Here is a 25,831-nt window from a genome sequence, read left to right as displayed (position 1 = left end):
ATCCGGGCGCCGTGCAGCGGCTTGGCCTCGGCGTACTCGCGGCGCAGGTCCATCAGGCCCGGCATCTCGTTCTCGGCCAGCCGGATGTCCTTGCGCCCGGCCTCGTGACCGCCGATGTCGGCGATCGCGAAGTCGAGGCCGTTCACGGTCTGCAGCTTCGAGTGGCTCATCGGACACCTCCGGCGAGCGCGGGGGTGGCGTCCGTGGCGCGGCCGGCGGCGGCGCGCAGCGACTCGGCCCGATCGGTGCGCTCCCACGGCAGGTCCACATCGGTCCGGCCGAAGTGGCCGTACGCCGAGGTCGCCGCATAGATCGGCCGGCGCAGGTCGAGGTAGTCGCGGAACGCCGCCGGGCGCAGGTCGAAGTGTTCGGCCACCAGCTCCTCGATCAGCTTCCGGTCGACCGTCTCCGAGCCGAAGGTCTCGACCAGCACCGACACCGGCCGGGCCACCCCGATCGCGTAGGCGACCTGGACCTCGGCTCGGCCCGCCAGGCCGGCCGCGACCAGGTTCTTCGCCACGTAGCGGGCCGCGTACGCCGCCGACCGGTCCACCTTGGACGGGTCCTTGCCGGAGAAGGCCCCGCCGCCGTGCCGGGCGAAGCCGCCGTAGGTGTCGACGATGATCTTGCGTCCGGTCAGTCCGGCGTCGCCGACCGGACCGCCGATCACGAACCGGCCGGTCGGGTTCACCAGCATCTCGGCGCGCAGCGTCGCGGCGTCGTAGAGCTCGGCGGGCAGCACCGGGACCACCACGTGCTCCCAGATGTCGGTGCGGATCTGCTCGGTCGTGACGTCCTCGGCGTGCTGGGTGGAGACCAGCACCCGCTCCACCGCGACCGGGCGACCGTCCCGGTAGCGGACCGACACCTGGGTCTTCCCGTCCGGCCGCAGATAGGGCAGCGTGCCGTCCTTGCGAACCTCGGAGAGCCTGCGCGACAAGCGATGTGCCAGGGCGATTGGGGTCGGCATGAGCTCCGGGGTCTCGTCGCAGGCGTAACCGAACATCATCCCCTGGTCGCCGGCGCCGGCCTGGTCCAGCTCGTCGTCGGAGGTCCGCCCACGGTGCTCGTGCGCCTCGTCGACCCCCTGGGCGATGTCCGGGGACTGCTTGTCCAGCGCGACCAGCACCGCACAGTTGTGCCCGTCGAAACCGAAGTCACCGCGGTCGTAGCCGATCCGGTTCACCGTGTCCCGGACGATGCCGGTGTAGTCCACGGTCGCCGTGGTCGTGATCTCCCCGGCCAGCACCACCATCCCGGTGGTGATCAGGGTTTCGCAGGCCACCCGGGCGTCCGGATTCTCGGCGAGGATCGCGTCCAGCACGGCGTCGGAGATCGCGTCGGCCATCTTGTCGGGATGGCCCTCGGTCACCGACTCGGAGGTGAACAGGAAGTCGTGGTCGTCGGACGAGGTCATCGTCTCAGGTCTCCTCGGTGCTCGGAGGGGGTGTCGTCGGAGGTCACGGCCGGTACCGGCACCGGCGGACCGTGATCGGGTTCGGGTTCGGGTTCGGGGTCGGGGCGCGTCGCCGGGAGGCCGGCGTCGTCGGGCGGGAGCGCCCGGGCGGGACCGGCGGTGCCGGTGAGCTCGTCGCGTACCAGCCGGGTCCCGGCGACCATCGCGTGCAGCTTCGCCCTGGCGATCGGGCCGGGAAGGTGCCGCAGCCCGCAGTCCGGATTGATCACCAGGCGCTCCGCGGGGAACAGCTCCAGCGCCCGGCGGATGCGGCCGGCGACGAGCTCGGGGCTCTCCACCCGCCGGCTCTTCACGTCGATCACGCCCAGACCGACGCCGCGGTCCCAGCCCTGCTCGGCGACGATCGGCAGGTCACCGAGGCCCTTGCGGCCGAACTCCAGCACCAGGTGGTCCACCGAGGCGTCCAGCACCGCGGGGAACAGGAAGTCGTAGTGCCCCTCCCAGGAGGGCCGGGCGTAGCGGTTGCCGTAACAGACGTGCAGCCCCCACTCGGCGGGCACACCCGCGGTGACGACGTTGATCGCCTCCACCGCGAGCCCCACCTCGTCCGGGTAGCCGGCCAGGAACGGCTCGTCGATCTGCAGGTGGGTGGCGCCCCGCGCGAGGAGCGCGTGCGCCTCGGCACCGAGCAGCCGGGCGATCGCCAGCACCAGCTCGCGGCGGTCCGGGTAGGCGTCGTTGCGGACGTGGCGGGCCAGCGAGAACGGGCCGGTGAAGGAGAACTTCACCGGGCGCTCGGTCTGCGCCGCGGTGAACCCGAAGTCGTCGGCCAGGCCGAGCGAGGTCGCCTCGGACGGAGCCGGCAGCGGCGTGCCGACGCGCACGTCGTAGTAGTCGAAGTAGAAGTCCTTCGTGGTCCGCGGGATCTCCATCCCGGAGATCCGGGCGAGCAGGTAGTCCAGGTCGTTGTCCCGGCGCAGCTCGCCGTCGGAGACGATGTCGATCCCGGCGAGCTCCTGGTCGCGCAGTGCGGCCTTGATCGCCGTCTCGTGCACGTCGAGCAGCTGGGCCCGGCTCATCCGGCCCCGGCAGTACTCGGTCTTCAGCCGCTCCATCCAGTCCGGGACCGGATAGGAGCCCACCACCGACGTCCGCAGCACGGCCATCAGTCCCTGGCCTGCGCGGTCATCGTCACGATGTTGCCGCCGCCCGCACGGTGCCGGAACCGTTCGTAGCGGACGTCGAACCCGCGTCGCCGGCCCACGTGCGCGAGCAACGGGCCGTTCACCCAGTTGACGACCGAACCGTCGTACTTCCCCGGGCCCCGGAAGTGCGTGCGGTACCCCTCGATCTCGGTGACGAACAGGTCGTGGCAGACCAGCCGCCCGTAGGGGTGCAGCAGCCGCAGGCTGTCCACGAAGCTCTGCAGCGCACCGTTGTTCACGTGCATCCGGACGTCGGCGCCGGACTCCAGCAGCGGCCGCAGCAGCTCACCACCCAGGTCGGTCCCGCCGCCCAGGTCGTAGGTGTCCAGCCCGGCCAGCGGGACGTAGCGCTCGTCCAGCCGCACCGCGGCCCAGGCCCGTCGCCAGAAGTCGACCGCTGCGCCGGTGTCCGGGAACCGGTCCGGCATCGCGTCGGCGAGCAGCGACGGCCCGAGCCGGAGCAGCCGGTGCACGACGTCGGGCAGCCGGTCGATCCCGATCCCGATCGACCCGGCCAGCTCGGCCGCGTCGGCGGCGCAGAGCTGCGCCCTGATCTCGACCTGGTAGGTACGCCCGCCCAGCTGAGCCACCTCGTCGGTGGGCAGGTTGTCGTAGACGTTCGACACGTAGACGAGGAAGATCTTGTACTTGAGGAAGCCGAGCGCGGTGCACGGCCGGGTCGCGTCCAGGGTGAACGAGCTGACCTGCTCGGCGTGCTCGGCCACCGCCTGCCTGGCCAGTTCCAGCACGTGCGCCGAGTAGTCGCACATCAGGTAGTGGAGCCGGCGGTAGTAGTCGCTCCCCCGTTCCTGGTCGAGCCGGGCGAACTCGTCCAGGAACACCTTCGCCTGACCGCCGTTGCCGACCCCGATCTCCAGCACGTACAGCTCGTCGGGCAGCGCCTGAGCGGTGGCGAGACGGTCCCACACCCCGAACAGCTCCAGGATGAGCTCGCGGGCGGCCTCGGTGTTGCGGGCGTCGCTCTCCCCGCCGGGCAGCGCCTGCTCGTACCCGCGGCCGGTGGACTTCTCCCAGAGCTCGAGGGCCGACCAGTAGAGCGCGTTGAAGTCCCACACGCAGCTGCGGCTGCCCGGCCCCCAGTCCTCCAGCGGCAGATCGTCGCCGGTGGCCGAGAGCGCCGCCGCGGTCAGCTCGTGCAGCTCCTCGGGGCGGACCGAGCCCGAGCGGCGCAGGTCCACGGCGATCTCCAGGTCGTCGTCGCGGACACCGAGCGGTTCCGGCGGCGGCAGGCCGCCGGTGTCCGGCGTGGCGTGACCGATCCGCCGGGACTGCACGACGCCGCGGAAGTTGTCCCGGTACTGCACCCAGTCGGCGACCACCCGTACCCGGCTGAGGTCGACGTCGCTGGCGGTCACCGCGTCGAGAACGGGGAGCACCGCGTCGTTCAGGTTCACCGCGCGGGCCCCGCGGAGCCTGCTGTGTGGTCGGACGTCCAGTAGCACGGCGCTCACCTTCCGGATACGACGACGGGTCGGTCGGGCTCGCACGGCACGGGCCCGAGCCCGGCGCGCTCGAGGATCTCCGGCACACCGCGTTCGAAGCCGAACGCCATCACGTGTGCTCCGGACACCCCCGGGATGTCGGGTAGCTGCTGCAGCGTCTCCACGCACAGCCGGATGCCCTCCTCGGCGACCCGGCCCGGCAGCACCCCGCGCAGGCGCTTCTCCACCGCGGGGGGCACCGAGATGCCGGGGACCCCGGTACGCAGGAACTCCAGCATCCGCAGCGACCGGATCGGGCCCACCCCGGGCAGCACCGCACACCGCGGCGGCACCCCGAGATCGACCAGCTCGGCCATCCACCGCCGCAGCGGCTCGACGTCGAACACGTACTGCGTCTGGACGAACTCGGCCCCCGCCGCGACCTTCTTCGCCAGCCGCCGGGCCCGGAATCCGGCCGGCGGCGCGAACGGGTTCTCCACCGCCCCGATCAGCCAGCCCGGGTTCGCCGAGAGCGGCTCCCCGGAGAGCAGCACGCCGTCGTCCCGCATCGCGCGGGCGATCCCGATCGCCTGCACCGCGTCGACGTCGAACACCGGCCTGCTCTCCGGGTGGTCGCCGAACCGGGGGTGGTCGCCGGTCAGCAGCAGTACCTGCGGCACGCCCAGCGCACCGGCGGCGAGCAGGTCGGACTGCAGGGCCATCCGGTTCCGGTCCCGGCAGGTCAGCTGCATGACGGGCGACAGGCCGGCCCGTCCGGCGATGACCGCGCCACCGAGGCTGGACATCCGGACCCGCGCGCCCTGGTTGTCGGTGATGTTGACGGCGTCCACCCAGCCGGACAGCAACCGGGCCCGGTGCAGGAAGTCCTCGGTGTCCGCGCCGCGGGGCGGTCCGAGCTCGGCCGTCAGGGCGAACCGCCCCGCGGCCAGCGCCGCACGCAGTCCGCCGCTCATCGCGGGGTCACACCGAGCTGACGGTGCAGCAGCGGACCCGGGTCCGCCGGGGGCGTCTCGTGCCCCTGCCAGTGGTTCACCCATGCGCTGCGGCCCCATTCCCGGTGGTCCGCCGGGTGGTGCAGCAGATCCAGGTCGCCGGTGTGCCCGTTGGCCTCCGCACGCTCGTAGGCCTGCACCCAGACGCACCGCAGGCTCGGATGCACCTCGCACATCCCGGTCGGTGACACCCCGCCGCACGGGCCGTTGCGCAGCTCCTTCGGGCAGGTCATCGGGCAGGTGTAGCCGGTCGTCGGCAGGGCGCACTGGCCACACATCCGGCAGCCGAACAGCTGCTCCTTCGTCACCCGCTCGGTCGCGGTGAACAGCCGGTACCCCCACGGCGTGCGTTCCAGGAGTGCGCCCAGCCGGGCCCATACGGCGTTGCGCCGCAGCAGCCGATTCGATCGGTAGCCACCCGAGCCGGGGATCCGCGGCCGGAAGGGCCTCGGCCAGGAAAACCGTTCGGTCTCCATATCGCACTCCCTTCGGACACCGTTGCTCGACGAGAACGCATCCGGTCTTCCACAGGAATTGCCGGAATGCGATGTGAAGTAGCCTGACACGTCATCCGGTCGTCGGTCATCGGGTCGATCGCCAGAACATCCGGGCCCGGGACTGTCGTCCTACACAACGTGCTCCGACCCCCTGGATCGAGGCAAGATCCGGCCGACATGTGGCACCGCACTACTCGACATCGGTACTTTTTGTGTCATATCACAGTCGATTTCAATGGACGGCGAAACGGTCGTTGCCTCCCGCCTCGGGATGGCCCTACTGTGCTGACATGGCAGCAGCGGACTCGACACCGAGCCGCACCGAGCACCCGTCTCCCGATGCCGCCGGTCGACCGGAAATCGCGGAGAAGCTGCTCCGGCTGCGCCGGTTCGTCGCGATGTGCAGCCACCTGTCGGCGGCCGCCGCCCAGCAGAACGATCTCGATGCGATCGTCGGCCTGCTCGCCTCGGCCACCGGCTCATCGGTCGCGGTGCTCGATCGCGGGCTGGAGGTACTCGCCGAGGCGGGCCCCTGCACCGCCACCGAGATCCTGGCGATCGCGCGGGACCACGCGGGAACGGCCGGGTTCAGCCGGATCCTCTCGGCGGCCGCGCGCAACCGGCGCGCGCTGCAGGTTCCGGGGCACCGGCAGGAGACACCGGTGGGCGTCGCACCCGTCTCGGTCGGCAAGGATCTGGCCGGTTACCTGCTGTCCACCGCGGAGCGGGACGGGCCGAACGACACCGGGCTCGGCGAGGACCTGATGCTGCTGGCCGGCGAGCACGCCGCGATGGTCTGCGGGGTGCTGCTGGGCCGGGACCTGGTGGTCACGGCCGCAGCCGGGCGGGCCCGCCGCGAACTGGTCGAGGGCCTGCTGCTGGCCCGCGACATCGACCGCGGCGAAGCGACGCAGTGGGCCCAGCACCTGGGTTACGACGAGGCGCTGCCGCATGCGGTCACCGTGGTACCGCTGCCCCGCGACTCCGATGCCCCGGCCACCGCGGCGATCGTCGAGCAGGTGCTCGGCGCGCTCGCCCCGGAGGCCATCCTCGCGGTCCGGGCCGACGAGGTGGTCGCGGTCCTGCCCGGTCCCGGCGCGAGCGCCACCGCCCGGCCCCCCGGCGCACCACCTCCGAGCGGCACGAAGCCGGACGGCGCGACCTCCGGGACCGCACTCCCGGCCGCGGTCGCCCGGGCACTGGAGCTGACCGAGGGGCTCGTCGAGGAACTCCACCGGCGCGGCGTGGTGGTTCCCGCGATCGGGATCGGCAACGAGTGCCGGGCGGCCGCGCAGGTCGCCCGCTCGTACTCGGAGGCCCGCCGGGCACTCACCGCGGGCCTGCGATCACCCGTCCCGGGCGCGGTGGTGCCGTTCGCCGAGCTGGGGGTGCACCGGCTGCTGTTGCAGTTCCCGGACCCGGCCGAGCTGCGCCGATTCGGCGACGAGGTGCTCGGGCAGCTCTTCGCGGACGGCTCCTCGACCGGCGCGGACCTGCTGACGACGCTGTCGGTGTACTTCGAGGAGAACAGCAGCCCGAGCCGCACCGCGCGCCGGCTGCACGTCCATCCGAACACCGTCGCCTACCGGCTGCGCCGGGTCGAGGAGATCACCGGTCTGCGCCTCGACCTGCACCGGGACCGGTTGATGGCCGAGATCGCGGTCGAGATCATCGAAGGGTCGAGGTACGGATCATGAGCCTGACGGTCTCCGAGTTCCGGGCGATGGTGAGCGACCGCGTGCTGGTCTGCGACGGCGCGATGGGCACCATGCTGCACGCCGCGGGCAACGCCCTCGACCAGTCACTGCCCGCACTGTCCTGCTCGGACCCGGATCTGGTCCGGGCGGTGCACGCCCGCTACGTCGACGCCGGGGTGGACATCGTCCAGTCCAACACCTTCGGTGCCAACCGGCTGCGGCTGCACGAGTTCGGCCTCGCCGACCGGCTCGGCGAGATCAACCGCGACGCGGTGCGGATCGCCAGGGAGGCCGCCGGCGCCCGGCCCGGGGTACTGGTGGCGGGATCGGTGTCCCCCGCGGTGAGCGTCCAGCAGCGCAGACGGGTCTCCGCGTCGGCCCGCACCGACGCGGTGACCGAGCAGCTGGGGCTGCTCGACGGGGCCGGAGTCGACCTGATCGTCCTGGAGACCTTCGGACACCTGGACGAGCTGCTCGAGGCCGCCCGGATCGCGGTCGAGGAGACCGACCTACCGGTGATCGCCCAGGCCACGTTCGGCCCGGACGGTCGCACGCTGAGCGGCCACCCGGCCCGCGACGTGGCGCACGCGCTCGGTGAGATCGAGGTCGCGGCGATCGGGACGAACTGCACGCTCGGCCCGCGGCACATGCTCGACGTGGTGCGGGAACTGTGCGAGCACACCGACCTGCCGGTGACCGGCCAGCCCAATGCCGGGTTGCCGCGCCGGACCGGCCCGGCCCGGTTCGAGTACGACATCGACGCCGAGTACCTCGTGCGCTACGTCGGGCAGCTGGTCGAGGTGGGGGCCCGGGTCGTCGGCGGATGCTGCGGGACCACACCGACCCAGCTCGCCGGTGTCGTCGAGCTCGTCCGGGAACGCCAGGCACGACGGCGGACGACGGTGACCGGCACCGTCCCCGCCGCACCGGCGCCGGCGCCCGCCGTCCGGGACCCGGGCCACACCGACCTGCTGGCGGTCGAGCTGACCCCGGACGACCGGGGAGGCACCGAACAGGCCGTCGACGCCGCGCGCCGGCTGCACGAGCACGGGGTGAACCTGATCTCGGTCGGCGCGGGAGGCGGGGTGCGCGCCCGGCTCAGCCCGGTCGACCTCGCGCTGCACCTGCACCAGCGGCTCGGGGTGGACACCGTGGCCACGGTGTCCACCTGGGACCGCACGATCATGGCCCTGCAGGCCGACCTGCTCGGGGCGCACGCGCTCGGCATGCACCGGATCGTCTGCGAGACCGGCAATCCACCGCTGGTCGGTGACTACCCGCACGTGGACGGCATCTGGGACGTCGACTCGATCGGCCTGATCGAACTGCTCACCGGGCTCAACGACGGCACCGACTTCTACGGGCTCCCGCTGCCGACCCGCACCACCTTCGAGATCGGCGCGCGGATCAACCCGGGCGGCCGGGACCTGGCCGCCGCGGCCGCCCGGGCCCGGGACAAGATCGCGGCCGGCGCCCAGTTCCTGATCACCCGGCCGGTCTACGCGGTGGAGGACCTGGAGCGGCTGCTGGAACAGATCGGTGAGCCGCTCCCCCCGGTGCTGGTCTCGATCCGCCCGCTGAGCGGGTTCGCCGAGGCCGAGTACCTGACCCACGAGGTACCCGACGTGCACGTCCCGCCCCGGGTGCTGGATCTGTTGGACCGGGCCGGGAGCGGTGGGCAGCGGGTCGGCCTGGAGCTGGCCACCGAGCTGGCGCAGCAGGTCCGTCCGCTGGCCGGCGGCCTGGTCGTGGTGCCCAACGGGGATCCGGTGGACACCGTCCTGGCGGTGGCCGGAGAGCGCTGATCCCGGCCCCCTCGAGCGGCCCGTCACGTCGAGCGGCCCGTCATCGGGCGGGGCCGAAGTAGTAGTCGTGCGCCGCGTGGTGGATCCGCTCGCGGACCGCCGGATCGGGCACGATCCGGGTGAACGACGCCAGCTCGGCCGCGTAGCCGGTGGGTTCGCGGGCCCCGACGAACGGGGCGTCGCTTCCCCAGAACACCCGGTCCGGCCCGGCCCGGGAGATCAGCTCCGCAGCAGTACCGACGAGCCGCTCAGCGGCCGGCCGGAAGCGGTACCCGGCGGACAGCTTGACCCGCACCCGTCCGGTGTCCAGCGCGCGCAGCAGTGCCTCGCCGCCCGGCGTCCGGTAGCCGAGTTCGGGATGCGGGTCGCCGAAGTGGTCCACGACGACCGGCACCCCGTGCCCGCACAGCCCGGCCAGCACCGGAGCCAGACGATCGCGTTCCACGTTCAGCTCGACGTGCATGCCCAAATCGGCGACCGTGTCCAGCACCCGCCGGTAGCCCGGATCGGCCGGGTCCGGGAGCTCGGCGCGCCTGCGCCACTGGAACCGGATCCCGGCGACGCCGGCGGCGGTGCACCGGGCACGCAGCTCCGCCGGATCCGTGCCGGGACCGGCCGTCACCGTGCCCCGCAGCCTCGGGTTCCGGCGGAGTGCGGCCACCGTGTAGGCGTCGTCGTCGAGCAGACTCATCGCGGAGACGACCCCGTGGGTCACCCCGTGCCGCTGCATCAGCGTCTCGAACTCCTCGACCGGCAGGGCGCGCTCGGGCACCGTCCACGCGTCCGCGGCCATCGGCAGCGCCCCGGTGAACAGGTGCACGTGCGTGTCGACGAGCACCGGGCTCATCCCGCCGTCGCCGGCCGGAGGCCGTAGAGCCGGGCCGCGGTGCCGCCGAGGACCGCGGTGGCGTCGGCCGCGGAGAGCCCGGCGACCGCGCGCCGCGCGGTCGCGACCATGCCGGCGTACTCGCCGCGGGTCTGGGTGACGTCCGAGCCCCACAGCACCCGGCTCGCACCGAACCCCGCGACCGACCAGTCCACCGGGCGGGCCGGGTCGTCGAACCGGGCCAGGTTCAACGTGGTGATCTTGACGTGCACCTGCTCGTGATCGGTCAGCGCGAGCAACGGTTCGGCCCCGGCCGGCGGCCCGGTCACGTCCACCGCGGCGATGTGGTCCAGCACGACCGGGACGCCGGGCACCGCGTCGAGCACGGCGGGCAGCCCGCGCAGCACCTCCGCGGAGTTCCACCGGTAGATGTGCAGGCACATCGACAATCCGGTGTCCGCCGCGGCGGCCCAGACCGCGCGGGCCTCGGGTCCCGCGAACCAGCCGGTCCCGGCCGGGCCGCCGTGCCGATCGCCGCCGGGGGCGGTGAGCCGGATCGCGACCGCACCGCGCTCGGCCAGCCGGTGCACGGTGCCTGCCGCGTCCGGGGCCTGCCCGTCGATCACGCACATCGCCCGCACCCGGTCCGGGTGCCGGGCGGCGGCATCGAGCACGTAGCTGTTGTCGAAGCCGTACACATGTGCCCGCTGTACCGCGATCGCGGCATCGGCTCCGTTGTCCCGCAACACTTCCAGTAGCCGTTCGACGGGCATCAGGGCGTTCGGCGACGCGCCGGGAAGGTGCGGGTAGCCCGGCTCGTCGGTGACCAGGTGGGCATGCGCATCGATGAGCACCTCGTCGATCCCCTCTCTCACGGGTCAGCTGCGGCGACGCCAGCGCAGCACCGGCGTCGGTGCCGGGCCGGGCTCCGCGGCCCGCAGCACCAGGTCGGTGCCGGTCAGCTCGACCCGCCGGACGAGCGTGGTGCCGATCCAGTTGGGGTGGATGCAGGCCTCGACGTGGTGGGATACCCGGTCGCCGTGCCAGGTGTAGCGGCCGGAGTAGCCGCCGTAGGCGCGAACCGCGGCGAGCTTCTCGGCATCGGTGGTGAACCGCCAGTTCGCGGTCGCGGGCGCGGGCCGGTCCCCGGCCATGTAGTGCACGGCCAGGTCACCGGCCGCGGTGTAGATCAGCCGCCCGAGCGGCTCCCGGCCGAGCGGGAAGCGCTCGCCCGGTTCGGCGTCCGGTACCTCGTAGCCGACCAGCTCCCAGGCTCCGACGAGCGGACAGCCGGTCACCGGGTCCCCCGCAATCCGGCACGCACTCCACCGACCAGCGCGTCGGCGGCCCTGGCGAGCAGGGTCGCGTCGTTGCCGATCACCACGAAGCCGTGTCCCAGCTCGGCGGCCCGCAGCGCACCGTCCACACCGGCGCTCGCCGCCCCGCACGGTTTCCCGGCGGCCGCGGCGGCGGCCCGGCCGGTGTCCAGCAGCGCGCGCACGGCAGGTTCGCCGGCGCCGAGCCCGAGCGACAACGCCAGGTCCCCAGCGCCGAGGAAGACCGCGTCCACCCCGTCCACCGCCAGGATCTCCGGCGCCGCCTCGATCGCCTCCGCGCTCTCCAGCTGCGGGATGCACAGCACCTGCTCGTTGCCGAACCGGGTGTACTCCGCCCGGGACAGCAGGCCCCAGCGCCCGGCCCGGCTGGTCCCGCCGGCGCCCCGCGCACCGTGCGGCGGGAACCGCATCGCGGACACCACCGCGCGGGCCTGCTCGGCGTCGTCCACGTGCGGGACCAGGATCCCGCAGGCACCGGAGTCGAGCACCCGGCCGATCGTGGCGGGTTCGTGGCCGGGCACCCGGACCAGCGGGGTCATCCCGTACGCGCGGGTCAGCACGATCATCCCGGCGGCGGTCTGCAGGTCGAGCGGGGCGTGTTCGAGGTCGATGACCACGAAGTCGATCCCGACCGCGGCCATGATCTCCACGCTCTCGGTGGTGGCCAGCTTGATCCAGGCCCCGAGCGCGGGGGCGCCCGGTTCCCGGCCGGTGAGCGCGCCGGGCGGGTCAGCCACCGGACACCCACTCCGGGGCCGGGTACTCGTCGGCGTTGCGGACCCATCCGGGCTTGGCCGAGAAGTCGGCCCGCGGCGGGCTGAAGATGTCGATCAGCTGGTGCTCTCCGTCGCCGATCGCCCGGCTGGTGTGCTCGGTCGGCGGCGGGATGATCGCCACGCCGGGGCTGCCGATCTCGGCGTGCACGTCCGGCCGCCACTGGGAGAGCTTCGCCGTCCACGGGGTCCGGACGTGATGCACGTAGTCCCCGGCCACGGTCAGCGAGCACTGCTCGAAGTCGTCGTGGTGGTGCGGGGAGAGCCGGTCCGGGTCGCGGGGCCCGTGCTTCGGGTCGCCGAAGTTCACCATGAACGCGCTGGACCGGAAGATCCGCCCGAACAGGTCCGGCGAGACCGGGTGGTCGGCGTTGCGGTACACCCGGATCCGTGGCCCACCGACCGGGTCCGGCCACGGCTCCGGCCGGGCCACCCTGGGGTGCGGCTCCCGGTAGCTCTCCGCGTTGTGGCAGCGCGGCAGCAGATCGGCGGCCCGGACGTCGAACAGCCGGACCAGATCGAGGTCGCCGGCCGCGGTGAGGTCGCTCCCCCCGGCCGGCACGATCGCGATCCCGCGGCCAGCCAGCTCGGCGGCGCCCGCGGTGTCGTGACCGATCCGGACGTTCCCTCCGTCGTGCGGGACGACGACCACGTACTCGTGCCGCTGCAGCTCGGCCGGCCGGGCCAGCGGGTCGCCGGCGACGGCCCGGGTGTAGGCCAGCGCGAAGTTCTGCCCGCGGACATACCAGGTGCGGCTGCCCGCCTCGCTCACCTCGGACGGCGCCAGGTCGTCCAGCGCGAACGCCTGGAACTCGGCGACCGGCTCGTCGGACCGGGTCGCGGTACCCCCGGGCAGCGTCGCCCGGGGGTCGGTGGGGCTGTACACGACGTTCCTCCGTCTCGTGGCGGTCAGCGGTCCAGGCCGAGCAGGTACGACGGGTTGTCCCGGACGATCATCCCCAGGTCCTTCTCCGGCAGCCCCAGGTCGAGCAGCGCCCCGCCCACCCGGATGAAGGAGTCGACCGGCATCGGACGACCGTGCTGGCCGAGGTCGGAGGCCAGCACGGTGTGCTCCGGCCCGATCGCCGAGATCCACTCCATCAGCTGTTCCGGCCCGCCCTTGGCCTGCGCCACCTCGGGGTCGTACATCGCGGTCTCGTGCTCGATGTAGGCGCCGAGCGCGGTGAACTCGCGGCACTGCTGCGGGTCCGAGCCGATCACGAAGTTGGGATGGCTGAGCACCATCCGGCGCACACCGAGCTCGGCGGCCGTGCCGAAGACCAGCCGGACGTCGTCCGGCGCGAGGTGCCCGGCGGAGAGCAGCGCATCGGCCTCGACGATCAGCTCGATCACCCGGCGGGCCTGCGGCAGCAGTGCGCCGGAGGCGTCCCGGACATCGGTCCGGCTACTGCTCAACGGGATCGTCGGCGTCGGGAAACCACCACCGGAGTTGTGGTGGTCGATGTGCGCCGAGGACGAGATCGTCGGGAACCAGACGCATCGCCCGCCCATCCGCAGGCTCAGCTCGACGGCGTACGGGTTGATGCCGCCGACAAACTGGTTCAGCGCGATCCCGCCGTAGACCTGCGTGGACAGCCCACTCAGCTGCTCGCGCACCGCCAGCAGGTCCATCACCGTGTTGTGGTGGTGCGACTTGGCCAGCAGCGCACGCATCCCGAGCCGGGCACCGTCCCGGGCCGCCTCGACGTGGTCGAACCGGCGGGGCAACGGATTGGGCCCGGAGTGGCAGTGCAGGTCGACGAGCCCGTGCAGGACCCGTTCGATCGCGGTGGCTCCGGTCATCGACACTCCCCATCCGCAGCGTGTTGTAACAACAATCGGACGTAGTGTACGTTAATCGTGAACTCACGGGTGTGCAAGGGTTGCCGCCGCAGGAGAGTGGGAGGCGCCGTGTCGGGCGAGACCTACAGCTGGGCCGAGATGATGGCCATCTCGATCGCCCACGAGATGAGCGACGGTGAGTTCGGCTCGGTGGGCGCCGCGTCGCACATCCCCGCAGCCGGCCTGCGGCTGGCCCAACTCACCCACGCCCCGAACCTCACCTTCTTCTGCGGTGGCAGCGGGGCGTCCAACCCGAAGATCCGGCGGCTCACCGAGTCCTCGGCCGACTACCGGAACCTGGTCACCAGCGAGTACCACTACAGCCTGGACGACGTCGTCGACTTCGAGACCGCCATCCGGTTCGACTTCGCCTTCCTCGGCGGCCTGCAGATCGACAAGTTCGGCAACCTGAACATGGCGATGATCGGCGACTGGGAGAACCCGAAGGTGCGCGGGCCCGGAACGATCGGGCTGGTCTTCTCCGGTGGTTTCAAGTCCAGCTTCATCTACACGGAGCACCACACCCCGCGGGTGTTCGTGGACCGGGTGGACTTCGTCAGCGGCGCCGGCTGGCTGGACGGCGGCGACTCGCGCAGCAAGGTGTTCCGGCCCGAGTCCTCCGGGCCGCGGCGGGTCTTCACCCCGCTCGGGGTGTTCGACTTCGAGCCGGAGTCCAAGCACATGCGCCTCGCGCGGCTGCACCCGTGGACGACCGTCGAGCAGGTGCAGGAGGCCACCGGGTTCGACCTGCCGGTAGCCGACGACCTGCAGGTCGTCGAGCCGCCGAGCGCCGAGGACCTGCACCTGCTGCGCACCGAGGTCGACACCGACGGCGTGCTCCGCCGGTACGGCGCGGTCGGTGGTCGATGACCCTGCACAGCCGCTACGTCGTCGCCGACGGGATCCGCACGCACTACCTCGAGGCGGGGGACGGGCCCGTCCTGCTCCTGCTGCACGGCGGGGAGTACGGCGCAGCCGCCGAGCTGACCTGGGCGGACTGCATCCCGCACTGGTCCGGCCGGTACCGCGTGCTGGCGCCGGATCTCGTCGGCTTCGGTCGCAGCAGCAAGATCCGCGACTTCGCGGGCGGGCAGCGCAGGCTGATGATCGCGCAGGTGTCGGCGCTGCTGCGCACCCTGGACGTGGACGCGGTGCACGCCGTCGGGACGTCGCTGAGCGCGCGGATGCTGCTGGACATGGCCGCCCGGGACCGGGCGGCGTGGCCGCTGCGCACCGTGGTCGCCGCAGGCATCGGGCTCGCACCGCCGGTCGCGGCGGGCCGGGAGGTCCTGGAGACCTTCGACGGGACCCTGGACGGGCTGCGCCCGTCGATGGCGGTGCTCTTCCACGATCCGGCCTACCGCGACGACGAGGACCTGCTCCGGCGCAGGCACGAGATCGCCGCCCTGCCCGGCGCCTGGGAGACCGGGGCCGCCACCGCACTGCGTTCCCCCGCCCGGTCCGGCACCGAAGGGCGCCCACAGGTCCGGGCGCCGCGCCGGGACTACGGTGCGATCACGCTGCCGGTGCAGCTCGTCCGCGGCGAGCACGACGCGCTCGTCCCGGACGACACCTGGCAGGAGCTGGCCGGTCGGATCCCGGAGGCCAGGGCGTGCACCGTCCCCGGTGCCGGGCACTATCCGCAGATCGAACGGCCCGCCGAGTTCGCCGCGGCCGTCACCGGATTCCTGGACGGCGCGACGTGACCGGCCCCCGCGTCCACCTGGAACGGACCGGTGGATCCGGGCCACGGATACTGCTGCTGCACGGCGCCGGCGCCACCGCCGCGGTCTGGGCGCCGACGCTCGCCGAGATCGCCCGGCGCCGCGCCCGCTGGGAGGTGCTGACCGTCGACCTGCCCGGCCACGGCCGGTCCGACCGGCTGCCGGACTACCACCACGCGCACTACGCCGCGGCGGTCGCGCGAGCGATACCCCCTGGCCGACGGATCGACCTGGTCGTCGGGCACTCGCTCGGCGGGCTGGTCGCGCTGAGCCTGGCCGACGGCACACACGGGATCGAGGTCGGCGCGGCCGCGGTGCTCGCCGTCCGGGTCGGCTGGGCGGAGGAGGAGCTCGCCGCCCGCGCCGGCCGGGCCGCCCGCGCACCCCGGGTCTTCCCCGCTCCGGAGCCGGCACGCAGCCGGTTCGCACTGGTCAGCGGCATCTCCGCGGATGCGGACACCGCATTGCTGGACACCGGCGTCCTGGCCTGCGACGGCGGCTACCAGCTCGCCGTCGACCGACGGACCGCCGCCGATCCGCCGGCCGACGCCGGCGAACTGGCCCGGGTCGCTGCACGGGTGACCGGGCCCGTCCGGCTCGCCTGCGGCGGTGCCGATCCGGGCGTCCGGCCGGACGAGATGAGCGCGACGCTCGGGCACCCGGTGCAGGTCGTGCCGGGAGCCGGGCACAACCTGCACGTCGAGCACCCGGCGTTCGTCGTCGACCTGATCGAGAACGCACTCCCCGCCTGAGCCCCCTCCTGACCGATCCGGAGCCGCCATGCGCATCGAGAACCTCCTGCGGCAGAACGCGGTACGCCGCCCCGACCGACCGGCCGTCATCACCGATGAGGCCGAGCTGACCTGGTCCGAACTGGACACCGCGACCGACCGGCTGGCGCACGCGTTGATCGACCGCGGCTGTCGCGAGCAGGAGCGGATCGCGCTCGTCCTGGCCAACGACCACCGGGTCGTCGTCGCCTACCACGGCCTGTGGAAGGCCAACCTGGTCACCGTCGGCGTCAACCCGAAGCTCACCACGACCGAGATGCGCCGCATCCTGGTGCACTCCGGCGCCTCCGTGGTCATCTGCGACTCGGCGACCGCGGTGGAGGCCGCCGCCGGTGCCCCGGCGGTCCGGCGGATCGTCACCGTCGGCCCGGTGGACGCCGGCGACACGGACGTACCCGTCGAGTCCTTCGACGAGCTGGTCGCCTCCGGTGCCGACGGGCCGGTCCCCGGCGAGTGCGGTGGGGTCAGCGTCTTCAGCGGCGCCGACCTGCGCTCGCTGCGCTACACCAGCGGCACCACCGGGGCGGCGAAGGGCTGCATGGCCACCCACGACCAGCAGCTGGCCAGCACCGCGAACTACCTGTGCGAGGTCGACGTCCCCCGTGGCGGGCCCACCTGGATCTCGATGCCGCTGAGCCTCGGGGTCGGTGCGTCGTTCGTGACCACCACCGCCTACCTGGGTGTCCCGTTGCTGCTGCGCAAGCGGTTCGACGCGGCGGCCTTCGTCGACGACGTCGAGCGGTACGGGGTGACACACGCGTTCCTGGTGCCGACGATGCTGGTCGACCTGGTCGCGGCGCTCCCGGGACTCGCCGCGGGCCGCGCCCGGACGCTCTCGCTGATCGGCTACGGCGGTGCGGCGACCTCGTGGAACCTGATCCGTTCCCTGGTCGAGGCGCTCGACGTGCGGCTGTACCACGCGTTCGGTGCCACCGAGGCCGGCGGTTTCGCCACCCTGCTCACCCCGGACGACCACGACCGGCTGCTCGCCGACCGGCCGACCTCGATCGTGCCGGTGGGCCGGCCCGCCGCGTTCGCCGAGGTACAGCTGGTCGACGCCGATGACCGGGTGGTCGCACCGCGCGAGGTCGGCGAGATGCGGATCCGAGCGGCGAGCGTGTTCTCCGGGTACTGGAGCCAGCCGGAGGCCACCCGGGCGGTGCTGCGGGACGGCTGGCTGCGCCTGGGCGACATGGCCTGGCGCGACGAGCACGGCTACATCTATCTCGCCGACCGGGCGCAGGGCGTGATCCGCTCCGGGGCGCAGAACGTCTACGCCGGTGAGGTGGAGGCGGTGCTGCAGAGCTGCCCCGGGGTGCACCGGGCCGCGGTGCTCGGGGTGCCGGACGAGCGGTACGGCGAGTCGGTGAAGGCCCTGGTGCAGCGCACCGAGGGCAGCGAGGTGACCGCACAGCAGGTGATCGAGCACTGTGCCGGTCAGCTGTCCGCCTACAAGCGTCCCCGGGAGGTCGAGTTCGTCGACTCCCTGCCGGTGGACGAGGGCGGCAAGATCAGAAGAGCTGAGCTGTCGAGCGGCACGGGCCTGGCCCTGCTCGGCACCGCGACGAAGGAGTCCGGACGGTGAGCGTGGACGCGAGCACGAGCAAGGTGACCACCCCCGAGGAGGCGGTCGCCGACATCGGGGACGGCGCCACCATCGCCCTCGGCGGGGTGCACTCGCACAACAGCCCGATGGCACTGGTGAACGCGCTGATCCGGCGCGGGGTGCGCGATCTCGAGCTGATCCCCACCCCCAGCGCCGGCGCACCGGTCGACATGCTGATCGCGGCCGGTTGCGTGCGGAAGCTGCACGTGTCCTACGTCGGGCTGGAGTTCCTCGGGCTGGCCCCGAACTTCCGCCGGGCCGCGCAGGAGAAGTCGATCGAGATCATCGAGGCGGACGAGGCCTGGGTCGTCTACGGCTTCCGGGCCGGGGCGAGCAAGCTGCCGTTCGTCGCGCTCCCCCCGCTCTACGAGGGCACCGACCTGCCCAAGGTCAACCCGATGATCCGGACCACCACCGACCCGTACACCGGGCGGACGGTCACCACGATCCCCGCGCTGCGCGCGGACTTCGGGCTGTTCCACGCGCAGGTCTCCGACCGCAAGGGCAACGTGCAGATCTTCGGTCAGCGCCGGTTCGAGGACGTGATGGCCAAGGCCAGCGACCACGTCATCGTCTCGACCGACGAGGTGCTCGACGAGTACGCGCCGTCCCCGGACCCGCGGATCGTGTCCATGCCCGGCGCGATCGTGGAGAAGGTGGCGCACGCGCCGTACGGGGCGCATCCGCTGTCCTCGCCGGGGCACTACGGCTACGACCGCGAACAGCTCGTCGAGTACCGGGATCGCGCGGTCGCCGGCGAGACCGCCGGCTACCTCGACACCTACGTGCACGGGGTACGGGACCACGCGGAGTACCTGGAGCAGCGCGGGGTCGGCAGGCTGCTCGGCCTGCGCCAGACCTTCCGCTGAGCCGGCACGGCCCCTTCCGGGATCCGGAGGGGGCCATGCCGCCGGGCTCACCAGGAGTAGGCCTCCGGGGCGGGGCCCGGCCCGGGGAAGATCGCGTCCAGCCGGGCCAGCACCTCGTCGCCGAGGTGCACGTCGAAGGCGCCGGTCGCCTCAACGAGCTGATCGACGGTGCGCGGGCCGATGATCGTCGCGGAGACCCCGGGGCGGGCCAGCAGCCAGGCCACGGCCACGTCGGCGGGCTTCGCGCCGAGCTCGTCGCAGAGATCCTCGTAGGCCTGCACCGCGTCGCGGTGCCGATCCAGCTTGGCCAGCCGCTTGCCCCGGTGGGTGGCGATCCGGGCGCCGGGCAGCGGCCCGCCCATGGTCTGCTCGCGTTCCTTCCGGAGGATCCCGCCGAGCAGCCCGGCATCCAGCGGCGACCAGGGCATCATGCCGACGCCGTAGTGCGCACAGGCGGGCAGCACCTCCAGCTCCGCGGTGCGTTCGAGCAGGTTGTAGATGGTCTGCTCGCTGACCAGGCCGGGCCTGCCCCGGCGGGCGGCGGCCTCCTGACCGGCGGCGATGTGCCATCCGGGGTGGTTGGAGGAGCCCACGTAGACGATCTTCCCCTGCGTCTTGAGCAGGTCCATCGCCTCCCAGATCTCCTCCCACGGCGTGGTCCGGTCGATGTGGTGCATCTGGTAGAGGTCGATGTGGTCCACGCCGAGCCTGCGCAGCGACGCCTCGCAGGCCCGCCGGATGTGCAGTGCGGAGAGGCCCGAGTTGTTCGGCCACTCGGCCATCTGGCCGTAGAGCTTGGTGGCCAGCACCGTCCGGTCCCGGCGCCCGGCACCGCCGGCAAGCCAGGTCCCGATGATCTGCTCGGTGTACCCCTCGCCGAAGCGCCAGCCGTACACGTCACCGGTGTCGATGACGTTGATCCCCAGGTCCAGCGCCCGGTCCATGATCGCCGCCGCGTCCTCCGGGGTGGTCTGGGTACCGAAGTTGTCGGTGCCCAGGACCAGGCGGCTGACGATCAGCCCGCTGCGGCCGAGATGGGTGTACTCCACGGGATCTCCTCAACAGCTGTCTCAACAACTGTGTCGACAACTCTGTCAACAACTATCGGACTTTACGTCCCATATCTAATGCATCGCATGGTAGCGTCGCAGCGCTTCCCACGTAAGAGCGCTCGCTCGTTCGCACCGGACCGCGCCGCCCCGCCAGGGCCGTCGGCGCCCGGCGCCGCCCAGAGGAGGTCCGATGACCGAGCACCCGGCCGTACCCGACCGGCACACCTACATAGACGGCCGGCTGCGCGACGGCGGCGGCCCGCCGATCCCCGATCTGCACCCGGGCGACGGCAGCGTGATCACCACGGTGCCGGGCACCGCCCCGGCGCTGCTCGACGACGCGATCGCCGGTGCGCTCGCCGCACAGCCCGGCTGGGCCCGGACCGGCCCGCACGAGCGGGCCCGCATCCTGCGCGACGCGGCGGGCCTGCTGGAGTCCGGTGCCGACCGGCTGGTCCGGCTGATCACCCTGGACAACGGCAAGACCCTCGCCGAGGCGCGCGGCGACGTGCTGGTCGCGGCCACCCACCTGCGCAGCGCCGCGAACTGGGCGACCGGCCTGGAGGGCTCCACCCTGCCCGCCGACGGCAGCACCCTGAAGCTGACCCTGCGCGATCCGGTCGGCCTGGTCGCCGCGATCATCCCGTTCAACGCGACCCTGATGTTCGCCGCGCAGAAGGCCGGCCCCGCGCTGGCCGCGGGCAACGCGATCGTACTCAAGGCCCCCGAGCAGAGCCCGCTGGCCGCACCGGCGCTGGCCGAGTTGCTCTCCGCCGCCGGCCTGCCGGACGGCCTGCTGCAGGTCGTGCAGGGAGCGGGCGACGTGGGCCGGGCACTGGTCACCCATCCCGCCGTCACCATGGTCTCCTTCACCGGCAGCACCGAGGTCGGCCGGCAGGTGATGCAGGACGCCGCCGACGGCATGAAGCGCACCCTGCTGGAGCTGGGCGGCAAGTCGGCCAACATCGTCTACGCCGACGCCGACCTGGACTCCGCGGTGCACGCCGCGGTCGGCGGGATCTTCCGCAACGCCGGGCAGCGCTGCTTCTCCGGCTCCCGGCTGCTGGTGCAGAGCTCCGTGGCCGACGAGGTGACCGAGCGGATCGCCCGGATCGCCGGCGCGATCCGGGTGGGCGACCCGTTCGACCCGGCCAGCGACCTGGGTTGCCTGATCTCCCGGCAGCAGGAGCAACGGGTGCAGCGGATGATCGACGACGCCGTCGCCGCGGGCGCCACGGCACGGGCAGGCGGCGGCAGACCCGCCGACGTGCACCCGGACGGTGCCTTCCTGGCGCCCACCGTGCTGGACTTCCGGGACTTCGATCCCCCGGCGGGCGCCGGGCCGTCGATCATCCGGGACGAGGCGTTCGGGCCGGTGCTCACCGTGCAGAGCTTCGACACCGTCGAACGCGCCGTCGAGCTGGCCAACGACTCACCGTTCGGCCTGGTCGGCGGGTGCTGGACCCGGGATCTCGAACGTGCGCTGCACACCGCGCGCGCGGTCCGCGCCGGATACTTCTGGATCAACTCCTACGGCGCGCTCGCCCCGGACGCCCCGATCGGCGGCGTCGGCCTGTCCGGCGTCGGCCGGGAGCTCGGCCGGATCGGCCACGAGGCCTACACCGAGCTCCGGACGGTCGTCGTGGACACCGCACCGCAGGCAGCACATCGCTGGTACGCCGAACCCGCCGCAGCCACCGCACCGGAGGAGCCGAGATGACAGACACCTATCGCGCCGCCGTCGTCCGCCGGGCGCACGAACCGATCGCGGTGGAGACCGTCCCGCTGCGCGATCCGGTGCGCGACGAGGTGGCGATCGAGGTGACCGCCTGCGGGCTGTGCCACAGCGACGTGCACTTCATGCACGGCACCTCGGGGACCGACTTCCCGTACGTGGTGGGCCACGAGGTCACCGGCCGGATCGCGGCACTCGGCCCACAGGCCGGGGACGGCATCGGGGCCGGCCTCGGGATCGGGGACACCGTCGTGGTCGCCCCGATGGTGGCCTGCGGCCGGTGCAGGCACTGCACGGCCGGGCATCCCACCCGGTGCGCGGCCCGGCTCCTGCGCCGCCCGCCGATCCCGCTCGCCGACGGCGTGTCGGGCACCCCGGTACTCGGTGTCGGCGGGTTGGCCGAGCGGACGATCGTGCCGGCGGCCAACGTGGTCCCGATCGACCCGCGGGTGCCGCCGGAGATCGCCGCGCTGCTGGGCTGCGGCGTGCCGAGCGGCTACGGCGCCGCGGTGCACACCGCCGAGGTCGGGCCGTCCGACGACGTGGTGGTGATCGGCTGCGGCGCGGTCGGCCTGGCCGCCGTCGCCGGGGCCTCCGCAGCGGGGGCCGAGCGGATCATCGCGCTCGACGTGCAGGCCGGGAAGCTGGAGCCGGCGACCGCGTTCGGGGCGACGCACACGGTGGACGCCGGGGCCGCCGACCCGGTGGAGGCGGTCCGCCGGATCACCGGGGGCCGCGGCGCCGACGTGGTGCTCGACGCGGTCGGCGGTCCGCGCACGCTCGACCTGGCACTGAAGGTCCGGGCGGTGGGCTCCCGGCTGGTGGTGGTGGGCGCACCGAAGGTCGGCGACACCGTCGAGCTGGGCCTGCGCGAGCTGTTCCTGACCGGCGGTTCGCTGCGGGTGTCGATCTGGGGCGACTGCGACGCGCACCGCGACCTGCCGATGCTCGCGCGCCGCTACCTGGACGGCGAGCTGCCGCTCGAGCGCTATCTCACCGGCAGCTACTCGCTGGCCGACGCCCAGAGCGGCTTCGACGAGCTGCTCGCCGGACGCGCCCTGCGCAGCGTCGTCACCCCGTGACCTGCTGACATCCGCCCGGCCCGGCGGGCAACGAGCGGCGCCACCGGACGACCTCCGGTGGCGCCGCCGACCCCTGCCCACAGAGGGCCGGCCGTTGTGTCGCCGCCCGCGGGTGATCGGTTGACAACACCCCTTTTCAGGCCGCACTATCCGTACGGATACCGGACTCACTGTCCAATAATCGAGAAGAGGCATCATGGCCGACACCGTCGCCTCGGAACTGCAGGCCCCGCGCTCGCTGAACCACATCGCGTACCCGACGTGGGACTCGCAACGGACGCACGACTTCTACACACGGGTACTGCGGTGCCCGCTGATCGCCGCGATCCGGCAGGAGGAGGTGCCCTCCAGCGGGGCGAAGACCCCGTTCCTGCACACCTTCTTCGGGCTCGGCGACGGCAGCGCGATCGCGTTCTTCGAGGTCGACGGCCTGCCCGCGTACGAACCGGACGCGGTGCCGTCCTGGATCCGGCACCTCGCGCTCAACATCGACTCGATGGAGGAGCTGCTGGCCTGGAAGACGCACTTCGAGACCGAGGGGGTCGAGGTCAACGGGATCGTCGATCACGACGGCGTCTGGGAGTCGCTCTACGTCTTCGATCCCAACGGCATCCGGATCGAGCTCACCCTGCAGACCCGCGAGCTCACCGAGCAGGACGCCCACGAGGGGGCTGCCAACCTGCACGCCTGGAACCAGCGCGGGTGAGGGGCCGCACGTGCTGATCCGCGAACTGCTCGGAATCCCGATGCCCGCCGGGCAACGTCTGGACATCAACTCCGGCGTGGCCAGGCTCAGCGGCAAGATCTGGGCCACCCTCTGGCGGGACGACCGCCGCACCCCGACCACCGCCGTGCTGATCGTGCACCCGGCGTCGAACTTCCTCGGCCACTACGCACTGTCCGATCTCGCCGAACGCGGCGTCGCCGCGGTCGGCCTGTGCACCCGTTACGTCGGGAACGACTCCGCACTGATCATGGAGAACTGCGTTCTGGACATCGGTGCCGCGATCGCGCACCTGCACCGGCTCGGGTACTCCGAGATCGTGCTGGTCGGCAACTCCGGTGGCGGCGGATTGGCCGCGCTGTACCAGGAGCAGGCCGAGAACCCGACGATCACCGAGACACCGGCCGGCGACCCGGTCGATCTCGCCGGCGCCGGGCTGATCCCGGCCGACCGGTTGGTCATGGCGATGGCCCACCCGGGGCGGGCGACCGTGTACACCGAGGGACTCGATCCCGCGATCGTCGAAGAACAGGACCCGTTCGGCCGGGACCCCGGGCTGGACATGTTCGACCCTCAGCACGGGCCGCCGTACCCGGCGGAGTTCGTGCAGCGCTACCGGGCCGCGCAGATCGCCCGCAACGAGCGGATCTCCGGGTGGGCGTTCGAGCGGCTCACCGAGCTCACGAAGCTGGACCGCCCGGGCCCGGACGACCTGCCGTTCGTCGTCCACGGGACGGCGGCCGACCTGCGGTTCACCGATCTCACGCTGGATCCGTCGGACCGCCGCGCCGGAACGTTGTGGGGCGATCCGTGGACCGCCAACACCCAGCCGGCATCGCTGGGGCACCTGACCAGCCTGCGGTCCTGGCTCAGCCAGTGGAGCCACACGCACAGCCGGGCGAACGCCTACCAGCGACTGCGCGGGGTGAGCGCACCCGTGATGGTGGTCTACGGCTCCGCCGACTGTGCCGCATTCCCCAGCCACGCCCGTGGGATGTACGACGCGGTCCGGCACGACCGGCGTGAGCTGGTCGAGATCGCCGGCGCGGACCACTACTTCCAGGGCACCCCCGAGCTGGCCGCACGCATGTGCGACCACATCGTCGAGTGGAGTACCTGATGAGCACCGCACGGGGGCGCGCGAGCGGCACCGGCAGCAGCACCGGCAGCGGCAGCGGCAGCGGCAGCGGCACGGATACCGACACCGAGGTGGCCGTCGTCGGTGCGGGGCCGGTCGGGCTGACCGCGGCGCTGGCGCTGGCCAGGGCCGGGATCGGGGTCACCGTCTTCGAGTCCGAGCCCGAGCTCAGCACCGAGTGGCGGGCGTCGACGTTCCACCCGCCGACCGTCGAGATCGCCCGGCACCTGGGCATCGCGGACGCGATGCTCGCCGCCGGACTGATCGCACCGCGCTACCAGGTCCGGGACCGGACGGACGGGTTGATCGCCGAGTTCGACTTCGGTGCGCTCGGCGACGAGACCGAGTACCCGTTCCGGCTGCAGCTCGAGCAGTACAAGTACACCCAGATCCTGCGGGACACACTCGCCGCCGAGCATCCCGATGTGACCATCCGGATGGGCCGCGGGATCAGCGACCTGCGCGACGCCGGCGACCACGTGGTGCTGCAGTCCGGGCCGCACCGGAGCACCGCTCGCTGGGCGCTGGCGACCGACGGGGCCCGCAGCACAGTCCGCAAGGTGCTCGACTGCCCGTTCGAGGGGCTCACCTACGAGCACCGCTATCTGGTGCTGTCCATCGACTACCCGATCGACACGCTGCTGCCGGGGATCTGTGACGTCAACTACATCTCCGACCCGGTGGAGCATCTGCTGGTGCTGCGGGTGCCGGACGTGTGGCGGGTGGTCGTCTCGGTGCCGCCGGAGGTGAGCAGCGAGGAGGCCGTCTCCGACTCCTACGTCGGGCAGCGGCTGCGGACGCTGCTCGGCGACCAGCCCGATCTGGTGCTGCTCGAACGCAAGACCTATGCGGTGCACCAGCGGGTGGTGGACAGCTTCCGGCACGGCCGGGTGCTGCTGCTCGGCGATGCGGCGCACATCAACAGCCCGATGGGCGGGATGGGCCTGAACAGCGGGATCCACGACGCGTTCGACCTGTCCGTGCAGCTCACCGGCCACCTCCGCGGCGAGCTCGACGAAAGCGTGCTGGACCTGTGGGCCACCCGGCGGCGCAAGGCTGCGGTGGAGACGGTCCAGGAGATCACCCACCGGACCACGACCGCGCTGGCCGAGTCGGACGAGCACCAGCGGCGCCGCTTCCAGCAGCAGATGTCCGACATCGCCGCGGATCCGCAGCGGGCGAAGGCCTGGATGATGGACGCGGCGATGATCTCCAACGCGCGGGCCTACGACCTGCCTGCCCGGAACGGGACCTGA

At 72.6% G+C, this 25,831-nt stretch carries 25 protein-coding genes; 12 read left to right on the top strand and 13 right to left on the bottom strand.

What is annotated here, in order from left to right; translation table 11 throughout:
- The 6 genes from ACVJO7_RS31950 to ACVJO7_RS31925 form a co-directional block, all read right to left on the bottom strand.
- Nucleotides 1-170: adenosylhomocysteinase (locus ACVJO7_RS31950; RefSeq protein WP_491676042.1), on the bottom strand; the 170-nt coding region annotated here is incomplete at its 3' end.
- Complete coding sequence (gene metK, locus ACVJO7_RS31945; RefSeq protein WP_491676041.1) at nt 167-1,417, bottom strand: methionine adenosyltransferase; 1,251 nt, start codon at nt 1,415-1,417, stop codon at nt 167-169. The genes metK and ACVJO7_RS31950, both read right to left, overlap by 4 nt.
- Nucleotides 1,414-2,583, bottom strand: a complete 1,170-nt coding sequence (locus ACVJO7_RS31940) for a uroporphyrinogen decarboxylase/cobalamine-independent methonine synthase family protein (RefSeq protein WP_491676040.1) — start codon at nt 2,581-2,583, stop codon at nt 1,414-1,416. The genes metK and ACVJO7_RS31940 overlap by 4 nt, the downstream gene beginning before the upstream one ends.
- Nucleotides 2,583-4,094 (bottom strand): hypothetical protein, encoded by a 1,512-nt coding sequence (locus ACVJO7_RS31935; RefSeq protein ID WP_491676039.1) that lies wholly within the window; start codon nt 4,092-4,094, stop codon nt 2,583-2,585. The genes ACVJO7_RS31940 and ACVJO7_RS31935 overlap by 1 nt, the downstream gene beginning before the upstream one ends.
- Entirely contained in the window at nt 4,091-5,038 is a 948-nt protein-coding gene (locus tag ACVJO7_RS31930; protein ID WP_491676038.1) for a methylenetetrahydrofolate reductase, read from the bottom strand. Before ACVJO7_RS31930 ends, ACVJO7_RS31935 begins: the two co-directional genes overlap by 4 nt.
- Nucleotides 5,035-5,553 carry a methylenetetrahydrofolate reductase C-terminal domain-containing protein gene (locus ACVJO7_RS31925; protein WP_085915959.1) on the bottom strand — a complete coding sequence of 173 codons (519 nt, stop codon included), beginning with the start codon at nt 5,551-5,553 and terminating at the stop codon, nt 5,035-5,037. The genes ACVJO7_RS31930 and ACVJO7_RS31925 overlap by 4 nt, the downstream gene beginning before the upstream one ends.
- Before the next feature lie 311 nt (nt 5,554-5,864).
- On the opposite strand from ACVJO7_RS31925, the gene ACVJO7_RS31920 reads away from it, so the two are divergent.
- Entirely contained in the window at nt 5,865-7,271 is a 1,407-nt protein-coding gene (locus tag ACVJO7_RS31920) for a PucR family transcriptional regulator (RefSeq protein ID WP_491676037.1), read from the top strand.
- Nucleotides 7,268-9,076 (top strand): bifunctional homocysteine S-methyltransferase/methylenetetrahydrofolate reductase, encoded by a 1,809-nt coding sequence (locus tag ACVJO7_RS31915; protein ID WP_491676036.1) that lies wholly within the window; start codon nt 7,268-7,270, stop codon nt 9,074-9,076. The genes ACVJO7_RS31920 and ACVJO7_RS31915 overlap by 4 nt, the downstream gene beginning before the upstream one ends.
- 40 nt (nt 9,077-9,116) lie before the next feature.
- Here ACVJO7_RS31915 and ACVJO7_RS31910 read toward each other — a convergent pair whose 3' ends face one another.
- Genes ACVJO7_RS31910 through ACVJO7_RS31885 form a run of 6 tightly spaced genes read right to left on the bottom strand, consistent with a single transcriptional unit; the run spans nt 9,117 to nt 13,815 of the window.
- A complete protein-coding gene (locus ACVJO7_RS31910; protein ID WP_491676035.1) occupies nt 9,117-9,923 on the bottom strand; it encodes an amidohydrolase family protein in 807 nt (268 codons plus the stop codon).
- Nucleotides 9,920-10,756: an amidohydrolase family protein gene (locus ACVJO7_RS31905; RefSeq protein ID WP_491676034.1), complete on the bottom strand. Its 837-nt coding sequence runs from the start codon at nt 10,754-10,756 to the stop codon at nt 9,920-9,922. The genes ACVJO7_RS31910 and ACVJO7_RS31905 overlap by 4 nt, the downstream gene beginning before the upstream one ends.
- Nucleotides 10,757-10,780: 24 nt before the next feature.
- Nucleotides 10,781-11,200, bottom strand: a complete 420-nt coding sequence (locus ACVJO7_RS31900; RefSeq protein WP_491676033.1) for a lipocalin-like domain-containing protein — start codon at nt 11,198-11,200, stop codon at nt 10,781-10,783.
- Nucleotides 11,197-11,976 carry an HpcH/HpaI aldolase family protein gene (locus tag ACVJO7_RS31895; RefSeq protein WP_491676032.1) on the bottom strand — a complete coding sequence of 260 codons (780 nt, stop codon included), beginning with the start codon at nt 11,974-11,976 and terminating at the stop codon, nt 11,197-11,199. The genes ACVJO7_RS31900 and ACVJO7_RS31895 overlap by 4 nt, the downstream gene beginning before the upstream one ends.
- The gene (locus ACVJO7_RS31890; protein ID WP_491676031.1) at nt 11,969-12,898 is read right to left on the bottom strand and encodes a cupin domain-containing protein; all 930 of its coding nucleotides are present in this window, start codon (nt 12,896-12,898) and stop codon (nt 11,969-11,971) included. The genes ACVJO7_RS31895 and ACVJO7_RS31890 overlap by 8 nt, the downstream gene beginning before the upstream one ends.
- Nucleotides 12,899-12,921: 23 nt before the next feature.
- Nucleotides 12,922-13,815 (bottom strand): DUF6282 family protein, encoded by an 894-nt coding sequence (locus ACVJO7_RS31885; RefSeq protein ID WP_491676030.1) that lies wholly within the window; start codon nt 13,813-13,815, stop codon nt 12,922-12,924.
- A gap of 108 nt (nt 13,816-13,923) precedes the next feature.
- On the opposite strand from ACVJO7_RS31885, the gene ACVJO7_RS31880 reads away from it, so the two are divergent.
- The 5 genes from ACVJO7_RS31880 to ACVJO7_RS31860 are packed head-to-tail and all read left to right on the top strand — an operon-like array spanning nt 13,924 to nt 18,844.
- Nucleotides 13,924-14,724, top strand: coding sequence for a CoA-transferase subunit beta (locus ACVJO7_RS31880; protein WP_085915953.1), 801 nt, complete (start codon nt 13,924-13,926; stop codon nt 14,722-14,724).
- Nucleotides 14,721-15,560, top strand: a complete 840-nt coding sequence (locus ACVJO7_RS31875) for an alpha/beta fold hydrolase (protein WP_491676029.1) — start codon at nt 14,721-14,723, stop codon at nt 15,558-15,560. Before ACVJO7_RS31880 ends, ACVJO7_RS31875 begins: the two co-directional genes overlap by 4 nt.
- On the top strand, nt 15,557-16,330 hold the full coding sequence (locus ACVJO7_RS31870) for an alpha/beta fold hydrolase (protein ID WP_491676028.1): 774 nt from the start codon (nt 15,557-15,559) through the stop codon (nt 16,328-16,330). The genes ACVJO7_RS31875 and ACVJO7_RS31870 overlap by 4 nt, the downstream gene beginning before the upstream one ends.
- A gap of 28 nt (nt 16,331-16,358) precedes the next feature.
- On the top strand, nt 16,359-17,954 hold the full coding sequence (locus ACVJO7_RS31865; protein WP_491676027.1) for a class I adenylate-forming enzyme family protein: 1,596 nt from the start codon (nt 16,359-16,361) through the stop codon (nt 17,952-17,954).
- Nucleotides 17,951-18,844, top strand: a complete 894-nt coding sequence (locus tag ACVJO7_RS31860) for a CoA transferase subunit A (protein ID WP_085915950.1) — start codon at nt 17,951-17,953, stop codon at nt 18,842-18,844. The genes ACVJO7_RS31865 and ACVJO7_RS31860 overlap by 4 nt, the downstream gene beginning before the upstream one ends.
- Nucleotides 18,845-18,891: 47 nt before the next feature.
- Here the strand turns inward: ACVJO7_RS31860 and ACVJO7_RS31855 are convergent, their stop codons facing one another.
- Entirely contained in the window at nt 18,892-19,893 is a 1,002-nt protein-coding gene (locus ACVJO7_RS31855; protein ID WP_491676026.1) for an aldo/keto reductase, read from the bottom strand.
- A 193-nt stretch (nt 19,894-20,086) separates the two neighbouring features.
- Between ACVJO7_RS31855 and ACVJO7_RS31850 the strand changes: the two genes are divergently transcribed.
- The 5 genes from ACVJO7_RS31850 (at nt 20,087) to ACVJO7_RS31830 (ending at nt 25,831) form a co-directional block, all read left to right on the top strand.
- The gene (locus ACVJO7_RS31850; RefSeq protein ID WP_491676025.1) at nt 20,087-21,616 is read left to right on the top strand and encodes an aldehyde dehydrogenase family protein; all 1,530 of its coding nucleotides are present in this window, start codon (nt 20,087-20,089) and stop codon (nt 21,614-21,616) included.
- Complete coding sequence (locus tag ACVJO7_RS31845) at nt 21,613-22,713, top strand: zinc-binding dehydrogenase (protein ID WP_491676024.1); 1,101 nt, start codon at nt 21,613-21,615, stop codon at nt 22,711-22,713. The genes ACVJO7_RS31850 and ACVJO7_RS31845 overlap by 4 nt, the downstream gene beginning before the upstream one ends.
- Nucleotides 22,714-22,909: 196 nt before the next feature.
- Nucleotides 22,910-23,419 (top strand): VOC family protein, encoded by a 510-nt coding sequence (locus ACVJO7_RS31840; RefSeq protein WP_491676023.1) that lies wholly within the window; start codon nt 22,910-22,912, stop codon nt 23,417-23,419.
- Nucleotides 23,420-23,429: 10 nt separating this feature from the next.
- Nucleotides 23,430-24,557, top strand: a complete 1,128-nt coding sequence (locus ACVJO7_RS31835; RefSeq protein WP_491676022.1) for an alpha/beta fold hydrolase — start codon at nt 23,430-23,432, stop codon at nt 24,555-24,557.
- The gene (locus tag ACVJO7_RS31830; RefSeq protein ID WP_491676021.1) at nt 24,557-25,831 is read left to right on the top strand and encodes an FAD-dependent oxidoreductase; all 1,275 of its coding nucleotides are present in this window, start codon (nt 24,557-24,559) and stop codon (nt 25,829-25,831) included. The genes ACVJO7_RS31835 and ACVJO7_RS31830 overlap by 1 nt, the downstream gene beginning before the upstream one ends.

It is taken from the genome of Pseudonocardia sp. DxW (assembly GCF_058448985.1).
Note: the sequence above shows the minus strand (reverse complement) of the source record. Positions and strands in the feature narration are given on the sequence as shown.